Here is a 19,987-nt window from a genome sequence, read left to right as displayed (position 1 = left end):
CGACACTTACGCCCAGGCCCTGGGGCCGGTCCCGGTGGCGCGCGTGCGCGCGGCGCTGGCCGGCCTGCCGCCGGAAGAGCCCGTCGCCGTCGCGCTGAGCGCGGGCGCCGATTCGGCCATGCTGGCGCTGGCCGCGGCCTTGGCCGAACCCGTGCGGCCCTTGCTGGCCTTCCATGTCCATCATGGCCTGCAGGCCCAGGCCGACGACTGGGCCCGGCGCGCCACGCAACTGGGCGGTCTGCTCGGCGTGGACGTGCGCGTGGCCCATGTGGACGTGCCGGCGGACGGCAGCGGCATCGAGGCCGCCGCGCGGGCGGCCCGCTATGCCGCCCTGGCCGGCCTGGCCCGCCGCCATGGGGTGGGCCGCGTCCTGCTGGCCCATCACCGCGATGACCAGGCCGAGACGGTGCTGTTGCGCCTGCTGCGCGGCGCCGGCGTGGACGGCATGGCCGCCATGCGGGCGCAAAGCCGGCGCGATGGCCTGGTCTATCTGCGGCCCTGGCTGGACCTGGCCCGCCGCGACATCCGCCAGGCGGCCCGGGCCTTCGCCGGCCTGACCGGCTGGCAGGCGGTCGAGGATCCCAGCAACGCGGATCCGCGCTATACCCGGGCGGCCGTGCGCACCGCGCTCACGCCGCTGCTGGATGCGCGCTGGCCGGGCTGGCAGGCCATCGTGGCCCGCCACGCGCGCCAGATGGGCGAGGCCGTGGAGATCCTGCAAGAAGTGGCGCGCGAGGACTTCGCGCGGCTCCAGCCCGATGAGGATGGGCGGGGGTTCGGGCTGGCGCCCTGGCGCGTCCTGTCGCCGCCGCGCCAGGCCCAGGTGCTGCGCTATTGGCTGGCGGCGGCCGGCCTGCGCATGCCGACCGAGGCCCGCCTGGCCGACCTGATGCGGCAGTTGCGGCAGCTGCATGCCCTCGGGCATGACCGCCAGCTGCGCGTGGTTCACGAGGGCCATGTCATCCGTTGCCACCGGGGCAGGGTGTGGCTGGAAGCCCTGCCGCCGCCGTCATCCGGGACGCAGTCCTGATAGGGGGGCTGCGCGGGCGTTGTCTGCGCAAAATTTCACCATGCGCTAAAATCACGGACTTTGCCCGCCCTGGCGGGCCCCCAAGCCAGAGTACGAGATGTCCCTGATCGTTCACAAGTATGGCGGTACGTCGATGGGCTCCATCGAGCGCATCAAGAATGTGGCGCGCCGCGTCGCGAAGTGGCACGCCGCCGGCCACCAGGTCGTGGTGGTGCCCTCGGCCATGTCGGGCGAAACCAATCGCCTGCTGGGCCTTGCCCGCGAAATCACGCCGCAACCCGACGGCCGCGAACTCGACATGATCGCCGCCACCGGCGAGCAGGCATCCAGCGGCCTGCTGGCCATCGCGTTGCAGGCCGAAGGCGTGGCCGCGCGCAGCTATGCCGGCTGGCAGGTTCCCATTGTGACCGACTCGGCCTACACCAAGGCCCGCATCAATTCGATCGACGACGCCCGCATCCGCGCCGACCTGGACGCCGGCCGCGTGGTCATCGTGACCGGCTTCCAGGGCGTGGACCCGGAAGGCAATATCACGACGCTGGGCCGTGGCGGCTCCGACACCTCGGCCGTGGCCGTGGCGGCCGCGATCAAGGCCGACGAGTGCCTGATCTATACCGACGTGGACGGGGTCTATACCACCGATCCGCGCGTGGTCCCCGAGGCGCGCCGCATGCCCGTGGTCTCTTTCGAGGAAATGCTCGAAATGGCCTCGCTGGGCTCCAAGGTGCTGCAGATCCGTTCGGTCGAGTTTGCCGGTAAGTACCGTGTGCCGACCCGGGTGCTGTCCTCCCTGACCGACCCGCTCATTCCGCTCGAAGAAGAAATGGTTTCGGGCACGCTGATTACTTTTGAGGAAGACGAAAAAATGGAAGCCGCCGTTGTCTCCGGCATCGCCTTCAGCCGCGACGAAGCCAAGATCACCCTGTTGGCCGTGCCCGACAAACCCGGTATCGCCTACTCGATCCTGGGCCCGGTCGCCGCCGCCAATATCGACGTCGACATGATTGTGCAGAACCAATCGGTCGCCGGCACCACCGATTTCTCCTTCACCGTGAACCGCAACGAATACCTGCGCACGGTCGAACTGCTCAAGCGCGACGTCATCCCCGCCGTCGGCGCGCGCGAACTGGTCACCGACGAGAAAGTCGCCAAGGTCTCCATCGTCGGCATCGGCATGCGCTCGCATGTCGGCGTGGCCAGCCTGATGTTCCAGACGCTTTCGCAAGAAGGCATCAACATCCAGATGATCAGCACCAGCGAGATCAAGACCTCGGTCATCATCGACGACAAGTACATGGAGCTGGCCGTCCGCGCCCTGCACAAGGCCTTCGGCCTGGACCAGGCGCCCGCGGCGTGAGGCCGGGCGGACGCCGAGGCGTCCGCTTTTTGCGTATTTTTCCCGGCTGGCCGGCAAAAACCGCAAAAAATTCGTGTAGAATCTCGGATTCTTCGGAGACGTGCCCGAGAGGCTGAAGGGGCTCCCCTGCTAAGGGAGTATGTGGCTAAAAACTGCATCGTGGGTTCGAATCCCACCGTCTCCGCCAAGATACAAAAGGCCCGCGATGCAAATCGCGGGCCTTTTCCTTTGGGCCTTTTCCGTTCGGGCCCGCCCGGGCTAGGCCGCCATGGTCTGGTGGCGCACCAGCCGCGCATAAACGCCGTCACGGGCCAGCAGCTCGGCATGGCGGCCTTGTTCGGCCAGGCGGCCGGCCTCCAGCACCAGGATCTGGTCGGCGTCGCGCACGGTGGACAGGCGGTGGGCGATGATCAGCGTGCTGCGGTCGCGCATGAGCTGGGTCAGGGCGCTGCGTATCTGCAGTTCGCTCAGGGTGTCCAGGTGAGAGGTGGCTTCGTCCAGGATGAGGACCGGGGCGTTCTTCAGGAAGGCGCGCGCGATCGAGATGCGCTGGCGCTGGCCGCCGGAGAGCTGCATGCCGCGTTCGCCCACGCGGGTCCGCAGGCCTTCGGGCAGGCCGGCCACGAATTCCGAGAGCGCAGCGCGGTGCAGCGCGACCTGCAGGTCGGCGTCGCTGGCGTCGGGGCGGGCGAGCCGGATGTTGGCGTCCAGCGTGTCGTTGAAGAGATAAGTGTCCTGGGTCACCAGGGCGACGTGTTCGCGCAGGTTGTCGAGTTCGAGTTCGCGCAGGTCCAGGCCTTCGATGCGTATGCCGCCGGCCTGCGGGTCCCAGAAGCGCAGCAGGAGATTGGCGATGGTGCTTTTGCCGGCGCCCGAGGCGCCCACGAGCGCCGTGCTCTGGCCGCGCCGCAAGGTGAAGCTCAGGCCATGCAGCGTGGCGCGGCCCGCGCCGGGATAACGGAAGCCGACCGATTCGAAGCTCACGCTCAGGCCGCCCTGCGCGGCGGGCAGGCGGCGCGGTCCGTCCTCCACCGGCACGGGTTCGTGCGCGACGACATGCAGGCGGCGCGTGGCGGCGACGGTGTCGGCCAATTGGCGGCTGACTTGCGAGATCTCGGAGACCGGCAGAAAGGTTGCGAGCGCAATCAGTACCAGCAGCGGCACCATGGCCGCGGGCAGGGCGCCGGCGGCGGCCTGCATGGCGCCGGCCAGCGCGACCGCCAGGCCGCCCAGGCCCATGGCGACCTCGAACCAGGCCGATTGCGCGGAAAGGTCGCGCAACAGCGCCAGCCGGCGTTGCTGATAGCGCAGCGCCGTGTCCAGGAAGGCCTGCCGGCGGCGTCCCGTGGCCTGGAAAGCCACCAGGTCGGGCATGCCCTGCAGCGTGTCGGTGACGTGGGCGCTCATCTCGCCCAGGGCCTGGCGGGCCTGTTCGCCGAGACGGTCGGCGCGGGCGCGGCCGCGCAGCGGCGACACCAGCGCATAGGCCAGGAAAGGCAGCAGGGCCAGGGCCACCACCCAGTCGTAGGTAAACAAGAAACCCAGCACGGACAACGGCACCAGCACCGAGACGATGGCCGGCGCGAGGGTGTGGGCGTAGAAATACTCGATCATTTCCACGTCCTGCGTGGCCAGGGCGACGAGGTCGCCGGAGCGGCGCTGCAGCAGGTAGGCCGGCGCCAGGCGTTCAAGCTGGTCGTAGAGCTTGACGCGCATGTCGGCCAGCAGCTTATAAGCCATGGCGTGGGCCAGCCAGGACTCCAGCCAATGAAACAGGGCGGCCAGCGGCGCGATGACGAGCAGGGCCGTCACCAGCGCGCCGGTGGCCTGGCCGTCGCGCACGGCCGCCACCACCAGGGCGCTGAGCACGCCTACGCCGATGAAGGCGGCCACGCGCGCCACGCCCAGCAGCACGGTGCTGATCAGGGTGCCGCGCCAGGGGCGGACGAAGGCCAGCAGGGTCGATAGCGTGTCGCGCCAGCCGACCTGTGCGGCATCGGCATTGAGCGGACGGGGCTGCACCGTGTCGGGGCGGGCCGCCGCGGCGCGCGCCGTCTTGGCCTGGCCTTGGCCCGGGCCGCGATCCAGGGACTGTTCGCGCATCAGCTGGTAGTACAGGCCCCGCGCCTGCATCAGCGTGTCGTGCCGGCCTTCTTCGACCACGCGCCCGCCGTCGAGCACCAGCACGCGGTCCGCGCCGATGACGCTGCCCAGCCGGTGGGCGAGGATAAGGGTGGTGCGGCCTTGCATCAGGCGATCCAGCGCTTGTTGGATCAGGGCCTCGTTTTCCGCGTCGACCGAGGACAGGGCCTCGTCAAGGATGAGGATGGGCGCGTCGCGCAGAATCGCCCGGGCGATGGCCAGGCGCTGGCGCTGGCCGCCGGACAGTTGCAGGCCGCGCTCGCCGATGCGGGTGTCATAGCCCTGCGGCAGCGAGAGGATGAAGTCGTCGATGTTGGCCGCGCGCGCCGCCGCGCGCAGCGCGTCGTCATCGGCCCCGGGGCAGCCCAGCCGCAGGTTGTCCGCGATGCTGCCGTGAAACAGCACGGGCTCCTGGCTGACCAGCGCGATATGGGACAGCAGGTCTTCATGCGCCAGGTCGCGGACATCGCGTCCTCCGACCAGGACCCGGCCCTCCTGGGCGATGCCTTCGCGCAGCAGCAGGCGCACGATGGTGGACTTGCCCGCTCCGCTGGGGCCGACGATGCCGACCCGTTCGCCGGCCGCGATGCGCAGGTCCAGCCCGCGATGCGCCGGGCCGCGCGAGGCATAGGCGTAGCTCACGCCTTCGAACGCGATGGTGGGCGCAAGCCGTTCGCCGCGGGCGCCGGCCGGCGCGTCGTCCGCGCGGCGGGCGTCGTTCAGGGCGTGGATGCTGGCGGCGGCGGACTGGCCCAGCATGCCCCGGTGCAGCACCGCCCGCAGCTCACGCAGCGGCCGGAAGATCTCGGTGCCGGCCATGAGCACGATCAGCAGCGCCTCGACGCTCATGTCGCCGTGCGCCACGCGCCAGGCGCCCAGCGCGATCGCGGCCGCCGCGCCCAGCGCCACGCCCAGGTCGCTGATGCCGCGCGTCAGCAGGCTGACCGACAGCACCCAGAATGTGTGGTCCGACAATTGCCGGGCCCGCTCGGCCAGGCGGCGGCCGAATGTCTTGCCTTGTCCGAAGGCCTTGAGCGTGGGCAGGCCTTGCACCGCGTCCAGGAAGTCCTCGCCGAAGTCATTGAGCGCGCGCGAGCGCGCCATGCTGGCGCGCCGGTCAAGCATGTGCACGGCCATGGGGCCGAACAGGGCGAAGAGGGCGGCCGCCAGCAGCACGGCCGCGGTGGGCGGATCCCAGAAGGCGATGACGCCGAAGATGGCCAGGGGGGCGAGGGCGGCGATGGCGACCTGGGGCAGGTATTGGCCAAAAAAGGTCTGCAGCTGTTCGACGCCGTCGACCACGGTCAGCATGATGCCGCCGGTACGCTGATTGGCGATCCACGCCGGACCGAGGGCCACCAGGCGGTCGTACAGCGCGCCGCGCAGCTGCTGCTGTACGTCGGCCGCGCAACGGTGGGCCCAGTCCGCGCGCAGGTGGTCCAGCCCGGCGCGCAGCAACACCATCAGCGCCGCCAGCGCGGCCGGGGCCAGCCAAGCCTGCCAGGGCTGGGCATCAAAGACCCGCGCCAGCAGCTGGCCGAGAAAGACATAGCGGGCGATGCCGGCCAGCAGGGCCGCCAGGCCCAAGGCCACGCCGCCCGCCATCCGGGCGCGCAGGCCGGCGGTCAGCAGCCAGAGGCGATAGTCGAAATACATGGGAACTCCTCGTCTGCCCGCATCATCGCCCAGGCGCGCGATCGATAAAAGCGATGCTTTCTCAATCATGGGTTGAGATAAACTCAACGCATGTCCCTGCCCCCTTCCTACGCCGGCCACACCCCTCCGTTGGCCGCGCTGCGCGCCTTCGAGGCCGTGGCGCGCCTGGGCAGCCTGAGCCGTGCGGCGGTTGAGCTGAACGTGACCAAGAGCGCCATCAGCCATCAATTGCGCGCGCTGGAGGCCGACCTGGGCGTCGTCTTGTTGAACCGGGGCGGCGGCTTGCGGCAGGCCGAGCTGACCGGCGCCGGCGCCGATCTGCTGGGCTCGGTGCAGCAGGCCCTGGCCCTGCTCGCCACCGCCTGCCGCAATACGCGGGCCGCGGCCCAGGGGCGGCGGCGCCAGCGCCTGAATATCTCGGTCAACCCTTCATTGGGCGCACTGTGGCTGGCGCCCCGCATCGGGCGTTTCATCGCGCTGCATCCGGGTATCGACGTGCAGGTCTTCTTGCATGCCAGCCAGGATCCGGCTTGGCAGACCCAGGCGCTGGACCTGGCTTTCCTGCATGTGCGCGACACGGGGCCGCGCGGCCCCTTGCCCGGAGACCTGCCCCTGCTGGCCGAAAGCGTGGTGCCGGTGTGCAGCCCCTCGCTGATCGCGCCGCGGTCGCGTGACGATCCGCGCGCGCTGCTGGCGCACCGCTGGCTGGAGGAAAAGCACGTCGACAGCCCCGAGACGGATTGGCGCACCTGGCGCCAGCACCTGGGCCTCATGGACCAGGCCGCGCCCGAGCCGCTGGTGTTCAGCGGCTTGAGCACGGTGGTGGCTGCCGCCGTGGCCGGGGTGGGCATAGCCTTGGGGCGCTCGCCCCTGGTCGACGAGGAACTGGCCGCGGGCCGGCTGGTGCCATTGGTGCCGCGGGCGCGCCTGGCCGGCTCCTGGGGCTATGTGATGCGCCTGGCCCGCGATGGCGGCCGCGCCAGCGTGGCGCTGCCGGCGCTGGTGGAGTTTCTCGCCGAAGAAGGGCGCGCCAGCTTCGAGCTGCACGCGCGCTGCCTGCCGCGCTACAGCCCGAGTTCGGTCAGGCCGGGATGATCGTCGGGCCGCCGGCCCAGCGGCCAGCGGAACAGGCGCTCTTCCTCGCGCAAGGGAAGGTCGTTGATGCTGGCATGACGCTGGCGCATGAGGCCCCGGTCGTCGAATTCCCAGTTCTCGTTGCCATAAGAACGGAACCAATGGCCCGAGTCGTCGCGCCACTCGTAGGCAAAGCGCACGGCGATGCGGTTGCGGTCGTGCGCCCAGAGTTCCTTGATGAGGCGATAGTCCAGCTCGCGGGCCCATTTGCGCGCAAGAAAGGCGATGACCTCCTGGCGGCCGTCGATGAACTCCGCGCGATTGCGCCAATGCGTGTCCGGCGTATAGGCCAGGCTGACCTTGGCCGGGTCGCGGCCATTCCAGGCGTCTTCGGCGGCGCGCACTTTGAGAACGGCGCTTTCGTGGCTGAAGGGAGGCAGAGGCGGTCGGGATTCCTGCATGGCGTTCTCCTTGGCGGCGGCCGATGACAGCCGCCTGTAAGCGCGAATTTCGCGGCTTGCGGATGTTGGAAGTATAGTGAACGCCAACTCATATATAAGACCTGGGCGATCCTCTTGCCATGCTGCTGACGTTTTCACGCAATGAAGTCTATCCGGCCGGCGCCGGTGTTCCCGAATCCGAACGCCTGAGCGCCATGGCGGCCGTCATGCTCGCGGTCTGCATGGCCAGCCTGGACACCGCGATTGCGAATACCGCCCTGCCCACGATCGCGCGCGAGATCAACGCGACGGAGTCGGCCTCCATCTGGGTGATCAGCGCCTACCAGCTCGCCATGGTGGCGGCCCTGCTGCCGGCCGCGGCCATGGGCGATGTGTTCGGTCATCGCCGTGTCTATCTCACCGGCCTGATCGTCTTTGTCCTGTCTTCGCTGGCCTGCGGGCTGGCGCCTTCGCTGCCGGTGCTGGTGGGCGCGCGCATTCTGCAGGGCCTGGGCGCGGCCGGCGTCATGGGCGTGAACGGCGCGCTGGTGCGCTTTATCTACCCCTCGCATGCGCTGGGGCGCGGCCTGGGAACCAATGCGCTGGTGGTGGGGCTCTCATTTGCCGCCGGACCCACGCTGGCTTCGCTGATCCTGGTCTACGGGTCCTGGCACTGGCTGTTCCTGGTCAATGTGCCGGTCGGCCTGGCGGCGCTGGTGCTGGCCTTGCGCGGCCTGCCGGCCACGGCTTCCTCGGGCCATCGCTTCGAATGGCGCGCCGGCCTGCTGTGCGCCGGCTTCCTGTCCTTCCTGGTGCTGGGCCTGAGCGAGGCCGCGCACTATGCGCCCTGGCCGCGCGTGGCCGCCGAGCTGGCCGTGGCTGCCGTCTGCCTGCTGCTTCTGTTGTACCGTCAGGCCGGGCACCCGGCGCCGATTCTTGCGGTGGACCTGCTGCGCCGCCCGATATTCGCCTTGTCGGCCGCCACGGCGGTCTGCGCGTTCGCGACCCAGGCCCTGGCCTTCGTGTCCCTGCCTTTCATGCTGCAGCAGGTGCTGGGCTACTCCCAGGTGGAGACTGGCTTTCTGATCACGCCCTGGCCGGTGCTGGCGGCGCTGGCGGCGTTGATCGCGGGCCGGATGTCGGATCGCTATCCCGCGGGCATGCTGGGCGGGGTGGGCCTGGCCGTGCTGGCCCTGGGCATGTTCGGCCTGGCCATGATGCCGGACCATCCTTCGGTGTGGGACATCGCCTGGCGCATGGCGCTGTGCGGCGCCGGCTTCGGTTTTTTCCAGTCGCCCAATCTGCGCGCCATCATCAGCGCCGCGCCGCCGGGGCGCGCGGGCGGCGCCAGCGGCATGGTGGGCACGGTGCGCTTGCTGGGCCAGTCCTCGGGCGCCGCGCTGGTGGCGGCCTGTCTGCATATGGCGGGCATGGGCGGCACCGGCTGGGCCCTGTGGCTGGGTACGGTGTGCGCCGCGCTGGCCAGCACCGCCAGCTTTGCACGCTTGCGCTTCGCCGATTGACCCCGCGCTAGAAGCGGTAGGCCAGCGTCATGCCGGCGCTCCAGTTGCGCCCAGGGGCCGGCTCAAAATAGCGGCCATTGCCTTCATTGACGATGACCGAGCCGGCGTAGCGGCGGTCGAACAGATTGTCCACGCGGGCATAGGTGTTCCAGGTCCAAGGCCCATCTTTCCAGATGTAGCCCGCCGACAGCGCCGCCACGACATAGCTGGGCGCCGCGTCGCTGTTGGCGTCATCGACATAGACCTTGCCGAGATAGCGGCCCTCGATGCCGGCCTGCCAGCCTTCGGGCGGCGCCCAGGCCAGGGCCGCGTACAGCGCCTGGCGCGCCACGCCGGGGATTTTGTTGCCGGCCGAGATGCCGCTGCCGGCCACATCGTCGCGGTAGCGCGCATTGATGAAGGTATAGGCCAGGCGCGTGCGCCAATGCGAGCCGAACTCGCCCTCCCAGGCCAGCTCGGCGCCGTCGCGGCGCGTGCGTCCGCCGTTGCGATAGCTGCTGCGTCCGTCGATGCTGCCAGCCGAGACGATCTCGTTGTCGGTGCTGGTATGGAAGACGGCCGCCGTGGCCAGGCCGCCGGCCAGGCGGTGTTTGATGCCGGCCTCCAGATTGCTGCTGACCGAAGGCTGCAGGCCGAAATTCAGCCCGGGGCGCGCGTCGGGGCGATAGGAGAGCTCGTTCATGGTGGGCGTCTCGAAGCCCTTGCCATACGAGACATAGACGTTGCTGTCCTCATCGATGGCATAGCGCAGCGCCGCCACGGGCAGGGCGCGGCGATAGCGCGCGGAACCGCTGTCATCGCCATTGCCGGGCACGATGTAGTGATCGCGCGAATCGAAATCCACGGTGCTGTAGCGCAGGCCCGCATCGAGTGTCCAGCGGGGCAGGAACTCCCAGGACGCCTGGACATAGGGATCGATGTTGTAGACCTCGTTGGTCTCGTCGCGGCGCAGCGCGCCCTTCACGCCCAGGACGGCGCCGCTGTCCACGAAGTTCTGGTAGCCCTTGCGGCGCTCGCGCAGGCTGTCGTAGGCCACGCCGCCGACCAGGGTGAAGGGGCGGCCTGCCAGGCGCATGCGCGAGGTCCAGCGCGCGTCCACGCCGCCGTAGTCGCGCCGCAGGCCGATGACGCCGCCGGGCTGCGCGGGCGGTAGCTGCACGGCCACCGGGATGCTCTGGTATTGCCAGGTCTCGCGCTGGCCGTAATAGACCATCAGGCGCAGATCGTTGTCGGCATCGACCTGGCGCTCATAGACCAGGCCGCCCTGGGTCTGCTGCACCGTCTTGCGGGTGTTGAAGCGTTCGGCCGCGGGCGAGGCGCTGGCCGGATCGCTGTCGAACTCCCGGCGTGTCAGGCCCATGGGGTCCAGGGCCTTGAGATCGACGCTGTTCAGGACCAGGGTCAGGCGGCTGGCGTCGTCGAGCTGCAGGCCGAGCTTGGCATTGGTCAGGTTCTTGCGCGCGCCGCTATGGTCGCGATAGCCGTCGGTCGTGAAGCGGCTGAGGTCCACCACATAGTCCAGCTCGCCGATGCCGGTGCCGCTGGCGCCGCTGGCTTGCGCGCCATAGCGGAAGGTGCCGTAGCTGGCGGCGGCCATGCTGGCCTGCAGGCGGGGCGGGCGCGCGCCGTCTTCGGTGAAGACCTGCACCACGCCACCCGAGGAATTGCCATAGAGCGCCGAGTAGGGGCCGCGCAGCACTTCGACCCGGTCGGCCGATCCGATGTCGATGTTGGACGTCTGGCCCTGGCCGTCGGGCATGGTGGCCGGTATGCCGTCCACATAGAGCCGCACGCCGCGCACGCCGAAGGTCGAGCGCGCGCCAAAGCCGCGGATCGACAGCTGCAGGTCCTGCGCATAGTTCTGGCGGTTCTGGATTTGCAGGCCGGGCACGCCGCCGAGGTTCTCCGACAGATTGATCTGCAGCGCATTGGCGCGCAAGGTGCTGCCTTCGACCACGTCCACCGATGCCGGCGTATCCAGCACCGAGGTTCCGTTGCGGGTGCCGGTCACGACGATGGGGGCCAGGGTGGGCGTCTGCGCCAGGACAGGCAGGGGCAGCAAGAGGACGAGCGGGCGGAGAAAACGAGAAGAAGTCACTGAGCGTCGGGGGAAAGCCAGCGCCTTGCGCTGCGCACCAGCGCATCGATGGCCGCTTCGACATCCTCGTTGTCGGGATGCGCGCCCAGCATGACGGTGCGGGTGAAAAAATCGTAGACCAGGGCGCCATGCAATTGGGCGGCCACTTCGTCCACGCGCGTGCCGGCGTCGATGCCCCCCAGCGCGATCTGGGCCCGCAGCAAGCGGGCGAAGGCCGCGCGCGAGGCCGCCGGGCCATGGGCAAACCAGGCGCGGCCCACTTCGGGCAGGCGCGCCGAGGTGGCGACCACCATGCGGTAGAAGGCCACCTGCCGGGGATGCAGCATGGCGGCGACCAGGGTGTGGGCCAGGCGGCGCAGCGCGCCGTCCAGCCCCCCGGTCTCGACATCCAGGCTCAACAGGGGAGCCAGGAAATCATCACAGAGGTATTCCACCACATGGCAGAAAAACCCCTGCTTATTGCCATAGTAACGATAGATATTGGTCTTGGACCCCCCGGCCAGCGCCACGATCTCGTCCAGCGTGACGTTGTCATAGCCCCGCGCCAGGAAGAGATCGGCGGCCACGCGCAGCAATTGCTCGCCGCGGTCGCGGCCGCGCCGCGTGACCCGGCCGCGCGGCAATGAAACAGGCAAGGCGGCGGTCGGATCGGGGGCGGTCATGGTCTTGCGGACGGGCTCAGGGTTTGCCGGGCAGGGCGTAGGCGATCACGTAGTCGCCGCGGTCGGGCGATTGGCGCGAGCCTCCGACCGACAGTACCACATACTGCCGCCCGCTCTTGGGCGAGACAAAGCTCATGGGGGTGGCTTGCGCACCCACCGGCAGCCGGGCTTTCCAGAGTTCCTTGCCCGAGGCGGTATCCATGGCGCGCAGATAGTAGTCCTGCGTGCCGGCGTAGAACACCAGGCCCGAAGCCGTGGCCAGCGGGCCGCCCAGCGTGGGCATGCCGATGGGAATCTGCAGGCCGGTCTTCATGCCCAGCGGGCCGGTGTCCTGCAGCGTGCTCATGGGGACCTGCCACAGCAGCTGGCGCGTCTTCAGATCGATGGCCGACAGCGTGCCGTAGGGCGGCGCATGGCAGGGCACGCCCAGCGGCGACATGAAGCCGTTCTTGGACACGCCATAGGGCGTGCCGGTCTGCGGGGCGAAGCCGTCGTGCACGCCGGCCGCGCCTTCCTTGTCGGCATCGGCGCGCGGGATCAGCTGTATCCATTGCGGCATGCGGATGTCGTTGACGATGAGATAGCCGCGCGATTCATCGACCGCCGCGCCGCCCCAGTTCATGCCGCCGTAGTAGCCCGGGTATTGCAGGCTGCGCTGCGTGGTGGGCGGCGTGAACTCGCCTTCATAGCGCATCTTCTTGAACTCGATGCGGCACCAGAGCTGGTCAAAGAAGGTGGCCCCCCACATGCTGGCCTCGGTGAAGGGCTCGGTGCCGATGGCGGGCATGCCGACCGAATAGGGCTGGGTGGGCGAGGTCCAATCGCCTTCCTGCGCGCCCTGCGGCACGGGCAGCTCCTTCACCTCGGCCAGCGGCTTGCCGTTGGCGCGGTCCAGCAGGAAGATCTGGCCGCGCTTGGTCACCTGGATGAGCGCATGCTGCACGCCGCCCTTGCCGTCGGGGATGTCATAGAGCGCGGGCTGTGAAGCGACGTCATAGTCCCAGAGATCATGATGGGCCGTCTGGAACGTCCAGCGCTCGCGGCCGGTGGCGATGTCCAGCGCCACCACGGCCGAGGAATGCTTCTCGGCGGCCTCACTGCGGTGAGCGCCCCAGAAATCCGGCGGCGAATTGCCGGTGGGCAGGTAGATCAGGCCCAGCTTGTCGTCGAAAGCCGGCGTCGACCACACGTTGGGCGTGCCGCGCGTATAGGTCTTGCCTTCGGGCGGCACGCCGGTGATGGACGGGTCGCCCATGTCCCAGGCCCAGGCCAGCTCGCCCGTGTCGGCATTGAAAGCGCGTACCGCGCCGGAAGGCTCGTCGACGGCGCGGTTGTCGAACACCCAGCCGCCGATCACGATCATGTTGCGCACGACCGTGGGGGCGGAGGTCTGGAAGTAATAGCCGGGCTTGACCTCGCCCATGCCTTGCTTGAGATCGACCGTGCCGTGCTGGCCGAAATCTTCGCAGGGCTTGCCGGTGTCGGCGTCCAGCGCGATCAGGCGCGCGTCGATGGTGCTCAGGATGATGCGCTTGCGGCAGGCCGCCGGCTGCGGCTGGCCCGAGGCGGGCGCCGCGGTGGTCTCGTAATAGCCTACGCCGCGGCAGCGCTGCCACACCGGCGAGGAAGCCTCGGGATCGAAGCGCCAGCGCTCCTTGCCGGTATCGGCCTGCAGGGCGAAGACCTTGTTGCGCGGCGTGCAGACATAGAGCGTGTCGCCGATCTGGATGGGGGTGTTCTGGTTTTCCGCGCCCTTGTCGGCGATATCGCCGGTGCGGAACGTCCAGGCCACCTGCAGCTGATCGACGTTCTTGGGATCGATCTGGGTCAGCGGCGCGTAGCGCGTGCCCGCCGGCGTGCGGCCATAGTATTGCCAGTCGGCCACCGTCTGCGGCGCGGCGGCCGCGGCGGGCGTGGCGCCCGGTTCATTGCGGATCACGCCTTGCGGACGGAACATGCCGACGCCGAAACCGATGAGCGCGAGCACGGCCACGCCGGCCAGCGGATAGGCATTGCGGCGCACGCGGCTGCGCGCGCCGCCCTCATGCAGGGCCGGCCAGACCAGGAGCGTGACCAGGGCCAGGACGATGGGGCCGATCAGGCGCGGCACCAATTGCCAGAAATCGCTGCCGACTTCCCAGAAGGCCCAGATCACCGTGCCCACGAACACGAGGGCATAGACCCAGGCGCCCAGGGGGCGCCGGCGCGCGAGCAGGATGCCGGCGGCCAGCATGCCCAGGCCGGCGAGCAGGTAGTACCAGGAGCCGCTGAGGCTGACCAATCGGGCGCCGCCGACGGCCAAGGCCAGGCCGATCAGGGCCAGCACGATGCCGAACAGCGTCACGTACCAAGGGGGACGATAAGGGGAGGGGGCCATGGGTGTCTGCCTTTGTATTCTCAACCGCACAAGGCGTGCGGCGGGCCAGGCGGGGCGCCCGGCCATGCTTGGATGAAGTCCTATCAAATGATACCTATGGGTATCATTCGGGGCAACGCCCAGGCGGTGTTGATTTGTGCTTGCCGGCGGCGCATGCTATAAACACGCCTCTTTAGCGCCCGTAGCTCAGTTGGATAGAGTACTTGGCTACGAACCAAGGGGTCGTGGGTTCGAATCCTGCCGGGCGCGCCATATCCGAAAAGCCCGCAAGCCATGCTTGCGGGCTTTTTTCATGCCGCGGCCGGGGCCCCCCAAGCGGCGGATGTGACCCGATGAGGGCGACCCCGGGGCCTCCCCTACAACGATGGCCCTGCCGCGAGGGCGGACGATCGAAGAATAATGAGTCTCCTTTGTCGTGACCGCTTGCCGCGGGCAGGCGGTCAAAAACGGGGGTGGGCGGTAATCAATTGGACAAACATGAAAAACGCGCTATAATCTTTCTTCTGCGCCCGTAGCTCAGTTGGATAGAGTACTTGGCTACGAACCAAGGGGTCGTGGGTTCGAATCCTGCCGGGCGCGCCATATCAAAAAGCCTGCAAGCATTGCTTGCAGGCTTTTTTCTTTGCGCCGTCGGTTCAGGTGTCAGACCCCAGGGATCACGCCGATAGGGGCGGCAGGGGTTGCAGCAGGGGCAGGCGTTCCATGCCCGGCGCGTACTCGCGCAGGGCATGGCCGGCCAGGTTGCGGTCCAGCCAATCCGGATTGGCCAGAAAAGGCCGGGCCAAGGCCACCAGCGTGGCCTGGGTGGCGGCAAGCGCCTCTTCGCAGTCCGGCAAGGTCTTCAGGCCGCCATTGATGATGAGCGGGCCGGGAGCGACCTCCTGGGCCAGTTGCGCCAGGCTCTGGCCCCACGGTTCGGGGCGCAGGATGCGCCGGGCGCTCATGTGCAGGATGTCGGCCCCGGCGGCCCGCAGGCGCGGCAGCAGCCCGGCCAGGGCTTCCCGTCCGGGCTGGTGATGGTAGTCATCCATTTTGTAGATCGAATAGTTGAAGCTGACCGGCAGCCGGCAAGCCGATTTGACCGCCGCCAGGATGGCCTCGGCCAGGCGAGCCCGTTCGCCCCAGGCGTCCTTGCGCGTATTGCTTGCGCTGGTGAAGTCATGCACCAGATAGCCGCGCGCGCCGTGGATCTCGACGCCGTCGAAACCGGCCTCTTGGGCCAGCGCGGCGGACTCGCCATAGCCCTGGATGATCTGCTCGATTTCCTGGGCGGTGGCGGCATGGGCGGGCGCATTGGGCCGGCCGGTCTGCCATGAGAGACCTTGCGCCACGCTGTCCACCGGCGCCAGGGGACGGCCATGCAGTCCCGGTTCAGCCAGTTTTCCGGCGTGTTGCAGCTGCGCGAAGATTTTGCCGCCTTGTTCGTGCACGGCGGCGGTCACGGCGCGCCAAGCCTGGGCATGGCCGGCGCAGGCCATGCCGGGCTGGCCGTGATAGGCCCGCGCCGCGGGGCCGGCGGTATAGAGGGCTTCGGTGATCACCAGGGCCGCGCCATGGCGGGCATAGCGGGCATAGTAGGCGGCGGTGTCGGCGCCAGGCTGGCCGGCTGCGTCGCCCTGCATCCGGGACATGGGCGCGACGGCGATGCGGTTGCGCAGCGCCAGTCCGCAGAGAGAAACAGTCGATAGGATGGGCTGGGTCATGATTCAGGTTCGCGGCGAGGGGCGGTCGCCCTTGACGATGCGGGGCGCCTGGTCGGAGGACAAGGCGGCGGTGAGGCGGCCGGCGGCGCGGCGCAGCGAGTGCAGATAGCCGCAGCACCAGTGGTTTTCGTCTTCGTCGGCATGCATGCGGCTGACATTGAGCGCGGCAATGAGCCGGCCCTGCTGGTAGATGGGCACCGACAGGCCGGTGGTCTGCTCTTCAACCTCCCCCCGGCTCCAGGAATACCCCCGGCGCTGGACATCGCGGATGATCTCGCGCAGGGTGGCGCGCTCGGTGACCGTGCGCGAGGTCAGCGGACGCAGGTCGGCGGTCTGGAGGTAGTCCTCGAATTGTTCCGGCGTGAAGCCGGAGAGCAGCACGCGGCCGGCCGAGTGGCAATAGAGCGGGATGCGCGAGCCGATCGACAGTCCCTGGTTCAGGGTGCGGTGCACCGGGATGCGGGCGACGTAGACCAGTTCGGTGCCGTCCAGCGCCGCGATGCTGCAGGTCTGCTGCAATTCTTCGACCAGGCTCTCGAGCACGGGCTCGGCAAAGCTCCACAAAGGCATGGAAGAAAGATAGGCATAGCCCAGCGACAGCACGCGCGGCGTCAGGGCGAAGTGGCGATCGCCGCGACGTGTCGCGAACCCCAGATCCACCAGGGTGAGCAGCACGCGGCGCGCCGCCGCCCGGCTCAGGCCGGTGCGGTAGGCCGCCTCGGCCAGGGTGAGGGCGCGGGCCTCGCTGGTGAAAGCCTGGATGACCGACAGGCCCTTGGCCAGGCCATTGATGAAATAGTCTTCTTGCTTGGCGTCTTCCATGGGCTTGCCTAGCCGGATATTTCCACCAGCGCATCGGCGGCATAGAGCCTGCCGTCGGCGCCGGCGATCAAGGGGTTGACGTCCACGGAGGCGACGCGGCCCGCCTGGGCATGCACCCAAGCGCCCAGGCAGGCTGCGGCCTGGGCGAGCTCGCGCACCGGCAGCGGCGCCTCGCCGCGCACGCCATCGAACAGCGCGGCCACGCGCAGGCCGCGCAGGCGCCGCTCGGCGTGAGCGGCATCGAAGGGATAGACCAGCGTGGCGACGTCAGGCATGGCCTCCACGTATTTGCCGCCATCGCCCACGATGACCACGCAGCCGAACTGCGGATCCCAGCGGGCCCCCATCATGAACTCGCGCCGCGCCTTGACCATGCCGGCCACGATGACGCCATCGAAGGATTTGCCCAGCGCCGCCGTCTTGTCCCGCAGGACCGGAAAGAGTGCCAGGGCCTGCGCCTCGTCGCGCAACCCCAGGTGGACCAGGCCGTACTCCGATTTGTGCGGGATTTCGGAGGAGCAGGCCTTGATGACCCAGGGCGCTTCGAGGCTGCCCAGGGTCGCGGCCATCATGCCGGCGTCCAGGCACAGCCGCCAGGGCGCCGTGCGTATGCCCAGGGCCTCGATCTGCTCCAGGCTGTCGGCTTCCGACAAGAGCCCGGCCTTCGCGGTGCATTCGCCACCGGGGGCGGCCGCCGGCATCCGGCCCGGCGTCTCGGCGCGCAGTGCCGACAGGCGCGCCAGCTGGCCCAGCGCGGCCAGGGCATCCTCGTCGTGCTCATACGTCACCAGCCCCTCGCCGGCGAAGACGCGGCGGCTGGCGGCCAGCGGGCAGCTGACCACCACGGGCAGCCCGGTCTCGCGGGCGAAGACGGCGGCGTCGCGGGCAAACTGCGGGGTGTCGTAACCCTTGCCGCTCATGGGCAAGGTGATGAACAGCGCATCGCAGGCCTGGGCGCCGGCCAGCAGGGGCAGTACCTGGCCAAAGAGATGGTTGTTGCTCAGGAGGGCGGCGGTCAGGTCGATGGGATTGAGACTGCTCGCGAAACCGGGCAGTACCGCGTCGATGCGGGCGCGCACGGCATCCGGCAGGGCGGGCACGTCCAGCCCGTGCCTTTCCGCCGCATCGGCGCCCGTGACGCAGGCCGCGCCCGAATTGCTGAGTATCGCCAGCCGGTTGCCCGACAGCTGCGGGTATTGCAGCAGCAGCCGCGCGCTTTGCACCAGCGAGCGGGCATCGTGCACGCGCAGGATGCCATGCTGGCTGAACCAGGCGTCGAGGACACGGTCTTCGGTGGCGATGGCCCCGGTATGGGACTGCGCCGCGCGCTGCCCTTGCGAAGAGACACCCGATTTCAGCGCCAGCAGCGGCACTTTGCGCGCGGCGGCCAGGGTAGCCGCCTGGGCCAGCGTCCGCGGGTCGGGCAGGCTTTCCATGTACAGCAGGATCAGCTTGACCGCCGGATCGGTCAGCACCGCCTGGGCAAAGTCCGCCACGCTCAGGTCGCACTCATTGCCCGTGGCGATGGAGTAGCGCACGCCGAGGCCCTCGGCGCGCAGATGCGCATAGGGCACCATGCTCATCGCGCCGCTCTGGCTGATGATGGCCACCGGGCCGTCTTGCGGGGGGACTTCGCCGATCAGGGTGGCAAAGGTGGCCAATGCGCCATTGCTGAAGTTGGCCAGGCCTTGGGTGTTGGGACCCAGCAGGCGCATCCCCGAGGCCGCCGCCGCCTCGACCATGCGCGCCTGGGCGCGGCGGCCCGCCTCCCCGGTTTCGCCGAAGCCGGAGGAGATCACCACGCAGACGCGCGCGCCCAGGCGGGCGCTGCTTTCCACGCCCTGGACGGCGGCCTCGCCGGCCACGCAGACCAGCACCATGTCGATAGGCTGGCCCACGGCCTCCAGCGTCGGCCAGGCGGGCAGGCCTTGGACTTCGCCGCGCGCCGGGTTGATCGGATAGATCGCGCCGGCATAGCCGTGCTGCAGCATGTACTTGATGGGGCGTCCACCTATCTTTTCGGGATTGTCGGAAGCGCCGAGGATGGCAATGGAGCGGGGATGCAGGGCGGCATCGATCCAGCGGGAGGTCATGGAAGCATCCACAGAAAGAGTCGTCATCGTCGGAGGGCGGTTCAGTCGGCCCGGGACCCCGTGCGTTCGACCACCACCTTCCACTTCTCGGATTCGGTGTTGATGAAGCCCTGGAAGTCCTGGGGGGTGTTGGGGTGGAAGACCACGCCCTGGTCGCGCAGGATCTGCTGCAAGTCCGGCGACTGGAGCGCCGCGGTGATTTCGCGGTTCAGCTTTTGCACGATGGCGGCGGGCGTGTTGGCGGGCGCCGCGATGCCGAACCAGGCCGTGGCGTCGAAGCCGGCAAAGCCGGATTCGGCCACCGTGGGCGTGTCGGGCAGCAGCGGGGCGCGGTCGGCGCTGCTTACGGCGATGGCGCGCACCTTGCCCGCCTTGATCTGGGGCAGGGCGGTGGGCAGGTTGTCGCACATCAGCTGGACCTGGTGGCCCAGCAGGCCGGTGAGCGCGGCGGCGCTGCCGGTGTAGGCGATGTGCTGCGCGTCGATGCCGGTCTGCGATTTGAAGAGCTCGGTGCACAGGTGGCCGCTGGTGCCCGATCCCATGGAGGCGTAGTTGATGCCCGGCTTGGCGGCCTTCGCATAGCGGATGAACTCGGGCAAGGTCTTGGCCGGCACCTCGGTATCGACGATCAGCACATTGGGCACGCGGCCGGCCAGCACGATGGGCGCGAAGGCGTTGGCCGGGTCGTAGCGCAGGTTGTGATACAGCCATTTGTTGACTGCGAACACGCCCGAGGACGCCAGCAGCAGGGTGTAGCCATCGGGCGCCGCGGTGGCGACTTGTTGGGCGCCGATATTGCCGCCAGCGCCCGGGCGATTGTTGACGACGACGGTCTGGCCCAGGGCGGGGCCGATCTTGTTGGCGATGGCGCGCGCCAGGATGTCATTGGTGCCGCCGGGGCCGTAGGGCACGATGAGCGAGATGGGGCGGCTGGGATAGTCGGCAGCGGACGCGCCGGCGGCAAATAGCGCCAGCGCCATGCAAGCGATGAACTTCATGGTTTCTCTCCC

13 protein-coding genes and 3 tRNA genes are annotated in these 19,987 nt (G+C 69.0%); 7 read left to right on the top strand and 9 right to left on the bottom strand.

The annotated features are described in order from the left end of the window. Positions 1-43 precede the first annotated feature (43 nt). The 3 genes from tilS (at position 44) to AXA74_RS11030 (ending at position 2,574) form a co-directional block, all read left to right on the top strand. Positions 44-1,030: a tRNA lysidine(34) synthetase TilS gene (gene tilS / locus AXA74_RS11040; RefSeq protein ID WP_376740408.1), complete on the top strand. Its 987-nt coding sequence runs from the start codon at positions 44-46 to the stop codon at positions 1,028-1,030. Positions 1,031-1,127: 97 nt separating this feature from the next. Beyond that, positions 1,128-2,387 carry an aspartate kinase gene (locus AXA74_RS11035; protein WP_029579225.1) on the top strand — a complete coding sequence of 420 codons (1,260 nt, stop codon included), beginning with the start codon at positions 1,128-1,130 and terminating at the stop codon, positions 2,385-2,387. Positions 2,388-2,481: 94 nt separating this feature from the next. After that, positions 2,482-2,574 (top strand) — tRNA-Ser (locus tag AXA74_RS11030). 71 nt (positions 2,575-2,645) lie between these two features. On the opposite strand, the gene AXA74_RS11025 is transcribed toward AXA74_RS11030, so the two are convergent. Next, a complete protein-coding gene (locus AXA74_RS11025) occupies positions 2,646-6,185 on the bottom strand; it encodes an ABC transporter ATP-binding protein/permease (protein ID WP_032979022.1) in 3,540 nt (1,179 codons plus the stop codon). Between the two features lie 90 nt (positions 6,186-6,275). Here AXA74_RS11025 and AXA74_RS11020 point away from each other — a divergent pair, with 90 nt between their 5' ends. Further along, entirely contained in the window at positions 6,276-7,280 is a 1,005-nt protein-coding gene (locus tag AXA74_RS11020) for a LysR substrate-binding domain-containing protein (RefSeq protein ID WP_029579227.1), read from the top strand. Here AXA74_RS11020 and AXA74_RS11015 read toward each other — a convergent pair. Continuing rightward, complete coding sequence (locus AXA74_RS11015) at positions 7,250-7,720, bottom strand: nuclear transport factor 2 family protein (RefSeq protein ID WP_032979021.1); 471 nt, start codon at positions 7,718-7,720, stop codon at positions 7,250-7,252. The genes AXA74_RS11020 and AXA74_RS11015 overlap by 31 nt on opposite strands. Before the next feature lie 119 nt (positions 7,721-7,839). Here AXA74_RS11015 and AXA74_RS11010 point away from each other — a divergent pair, with 119 nt between their 5' ends. Then, on the top strand, positions 7,840-9,222 hold the full coding sequence (locus AXA74_RS11010) for an MFS transporter (RefSeq protein WP_032960989.1): 1,383 nt from the start codon (positions 7,840-7,842) through the stop codon (positions 9,220-9,222). Positions 9,223-9,229: 7 nt separating this feature from the next. Here AXA74_RS11010 and AXA74_RS11005 read toward each other — a convergent pair whose 3' ends face one another. The 3 genes from AXA74_RS11005 to AXA74_RS10995 are packed head-to-tail and all read right to left on the bottom strand — an operon-like array spanning position 9,230 to position 14,359. Next, on the bottom strand, positions 9,230-11,284 hold the full coding sequence (locus tag AXA74_RS11005) for a TonB-dependent receptor (protein WP_048939918.1): 2,055 nt from the start codon (positions 11,282-11,284) through the stop codon (positions 9,230-9,232). Between the two features lie 32 nt (positions 11,285-11,316). Beyond that, the gene (locus tag AXA74_RS11000) at positions 11,317-11,982 is read right to left on the bottom strand and encodes a TetR/AcrR family transcriptional regulator (protein WP_032957148.1); all 666 of its coding nucleotides are present in this window, start codon (positions 11,980-11,982) and stop codon (positions 11,317-11,319) included. Positions 11,983-11,998: 16 nt separating this feature from the next. Further along, complete coding sequence (locus AXA74_RS10995; protein ID WP_032979018.1) at positions 11,999-14,359, bottom strand: membrane-bound PQQ-dependent dehydrogenase, glucose/quinate/shikimate family; 2,361 nt, start codon at positions 14,357-14,359, stop codon at positions 11,999-12,001. A 175-nt stretch (positions 14,360-14,534) separates the two neighbouring features. Here AXA74_RS10995 and AXA74_RS10990 point away from each other — a divergent pair. Further along, positions 14,535-14,611 (top strand) — tRNA-Arg (locus AXA74_RS10990). 253 nt (positions 14,612-14,864) lie between these two features. Then, positions 14,865-14,941: transfer RNA gene (locus AXA74_RS10985), tRNA-Arg, on the top strand. A 74-nt stretch (positions 14,942-15,015) separates the two neighbouring features. On the opposite strand, the gene AXA74_RS10980 is transcribed toward AXA74_RS10985, so the two are convergent. Genes AXA74_RS10980 through AXA74_RS10965 form a run of 4 tightly spaced genes read right to left on the bottom strand, consistent with a single transcriptional unit; the run spans position 15,016 to position 19,975 of the window. After that, complete coding sequence (locus AXA74_RS10980; protein WP_032978987.1) at positions 15,016-16,062, bottom strand: NADH:flavin oxidoreductase; 1,047 nt, start codon at positions 16,060-16,062, stop codon at positions 15,016-15,018. 3 nt (positions 16,063-16,065) lie between these two features. Further along, positions 16,066-16,884, bottom strand: coding sequence for an IclR family transcriptional regulator domain-containing protein (locus tag AXA74_RS10975; protein WP_029579234.1), 819 nt, complete (start codon positions 16,882-16,884; stop codon positions 16,066-16,068). Positions 16,885-16,892: 8 nt separating this feature from the next. Then, positions 16,893-18,977 carry an acetate--CoA ligase family protein gene (locus AXA74_RS10970; RefSeq protein WP_032978989.1) on the bottom strand — a complete coding sequence of 695 codons (2,085 nt, stop codon included), beginning with the start codon at positions 18,975-18,977 and terminating at the stop codon, positions 16,893-16,895. A gap of 41 nt (positions 18,978-19,018) precedes the next feature. After that, the gene (locus AXA74_RS10965; RefSeq protein ID WP_032954792.1) at positions 19,019-19,975 is read right to left on the bottom strand and encodes a Bug family tripartite tricarboxylate transporter substrate binding protein; all 957 of its coding nucleotides are present in this window, start codon (positions 19,973-19,975) and stop codon (positions 19,019-19,021) included. Positions 19,976-19,987 lie beyond the last annotated feature (12 nt).

Origin of the sequence: Bordetella hinzii LMG 13501, assembly GCF_001548475.1 — a bacterium.
Taxonomy (GTDB): domain Bacteria; phylum Pseudomonadota; class Gammaproteobacteria; order Burkholderiales; family Burkholderiaceae_B; genus Bordetella; species Bordetella hinzii.
This window is presented reverse-complemented; position numbering and strand designations above follow the sequence as displayed.

What these genes read in the sequence shown, in the direction of transcription:
- AXA74_RS11035 (WP_029579225.1), top strand. Translation starts at nt 1,128, where the DNA reads ATGTCCCTGATCGTTCACAAGTATGGCGGTACGTCGATGGGCTCCATC.
- AXA74_RS10980 (WP_032978987.1), bottom strand. Translation starts at nt 16,062, where the DNA reads ATGACCCAGCCCATCCTATCGACTGTTTCTCTCTGCGGACTGGCGCTG.
- AXA74_RS11015 (WP_032979021.1), bottom strand. Translation starts at nt 7,720, where the DNA reads ATGCAGGAATCCCGACCGCCTCTGCCTCCCTTCAGCCACGAAAGCGCC.
- AXA74_RS10995 (WP_032979018.1), bottom strand. Translation starts at nt 14,359, where the DNA reads ATGGCCCCCTCCCCTTATCGTCCCCCTTGGTACGTGACGCTGTTCGGC.
- AXA74_RS11025 (WP_032979022.1), bottom strand. Translation starts at nt 6,185, where the DNA reads ATGTATTTCGACTATCGCCTCTGGCTGCTGACCGCCGGCCTGCGCGCC.
- AXA74_RS11020 (WP_029579227.1), top strand. Translation starts at nt 6,276, where the DNA reads ATGTCCCTGCCCCCTTCCTACGCCGGCCACACCCCTCCGTTGGCCGCG.
- AXA74_RS10970 (WP_032978989.1), bottom strand. Translation starts at nt 18,977, where the DNA reads ATGACCTCCCGCTGGATCGATGCCGCCCTGCATCCCCGCTCCATTGCC.
- AXA74_RS11010 (WP_032960989.1), top strand. Translation starts at nt 7,840, where the DNA reads ATGCTGCTGACGTTTTCACGCAATGAAGTCTATCCGGCCGGCGCCGGT.
- AXA74_RS10965 (WP_032954792.1), bottom strand. Translation starts at nt 19,975, where the DNA reads ATGAAGTTCATCGCTTGCATGGCGCTGGCGCTATTTGCCGCCGGCGCG.
- AXA74_RS11000 (WP_032957148.1), bottom strand. Translation starts at nt 11,982, where the DNA reads ATGACCGCCCCCGATCCGACCGCCGCCTTGCCTGTTTCATTGCCGCGC.
- AXA74_RS10975 (WP_029579234.1), bottom strand. Translation starts at nt 16,884, where the DNA reads ATGGAAGACGCCAAGCAAGAAGACTATTTCATCAATGGCCTGGCCAAG.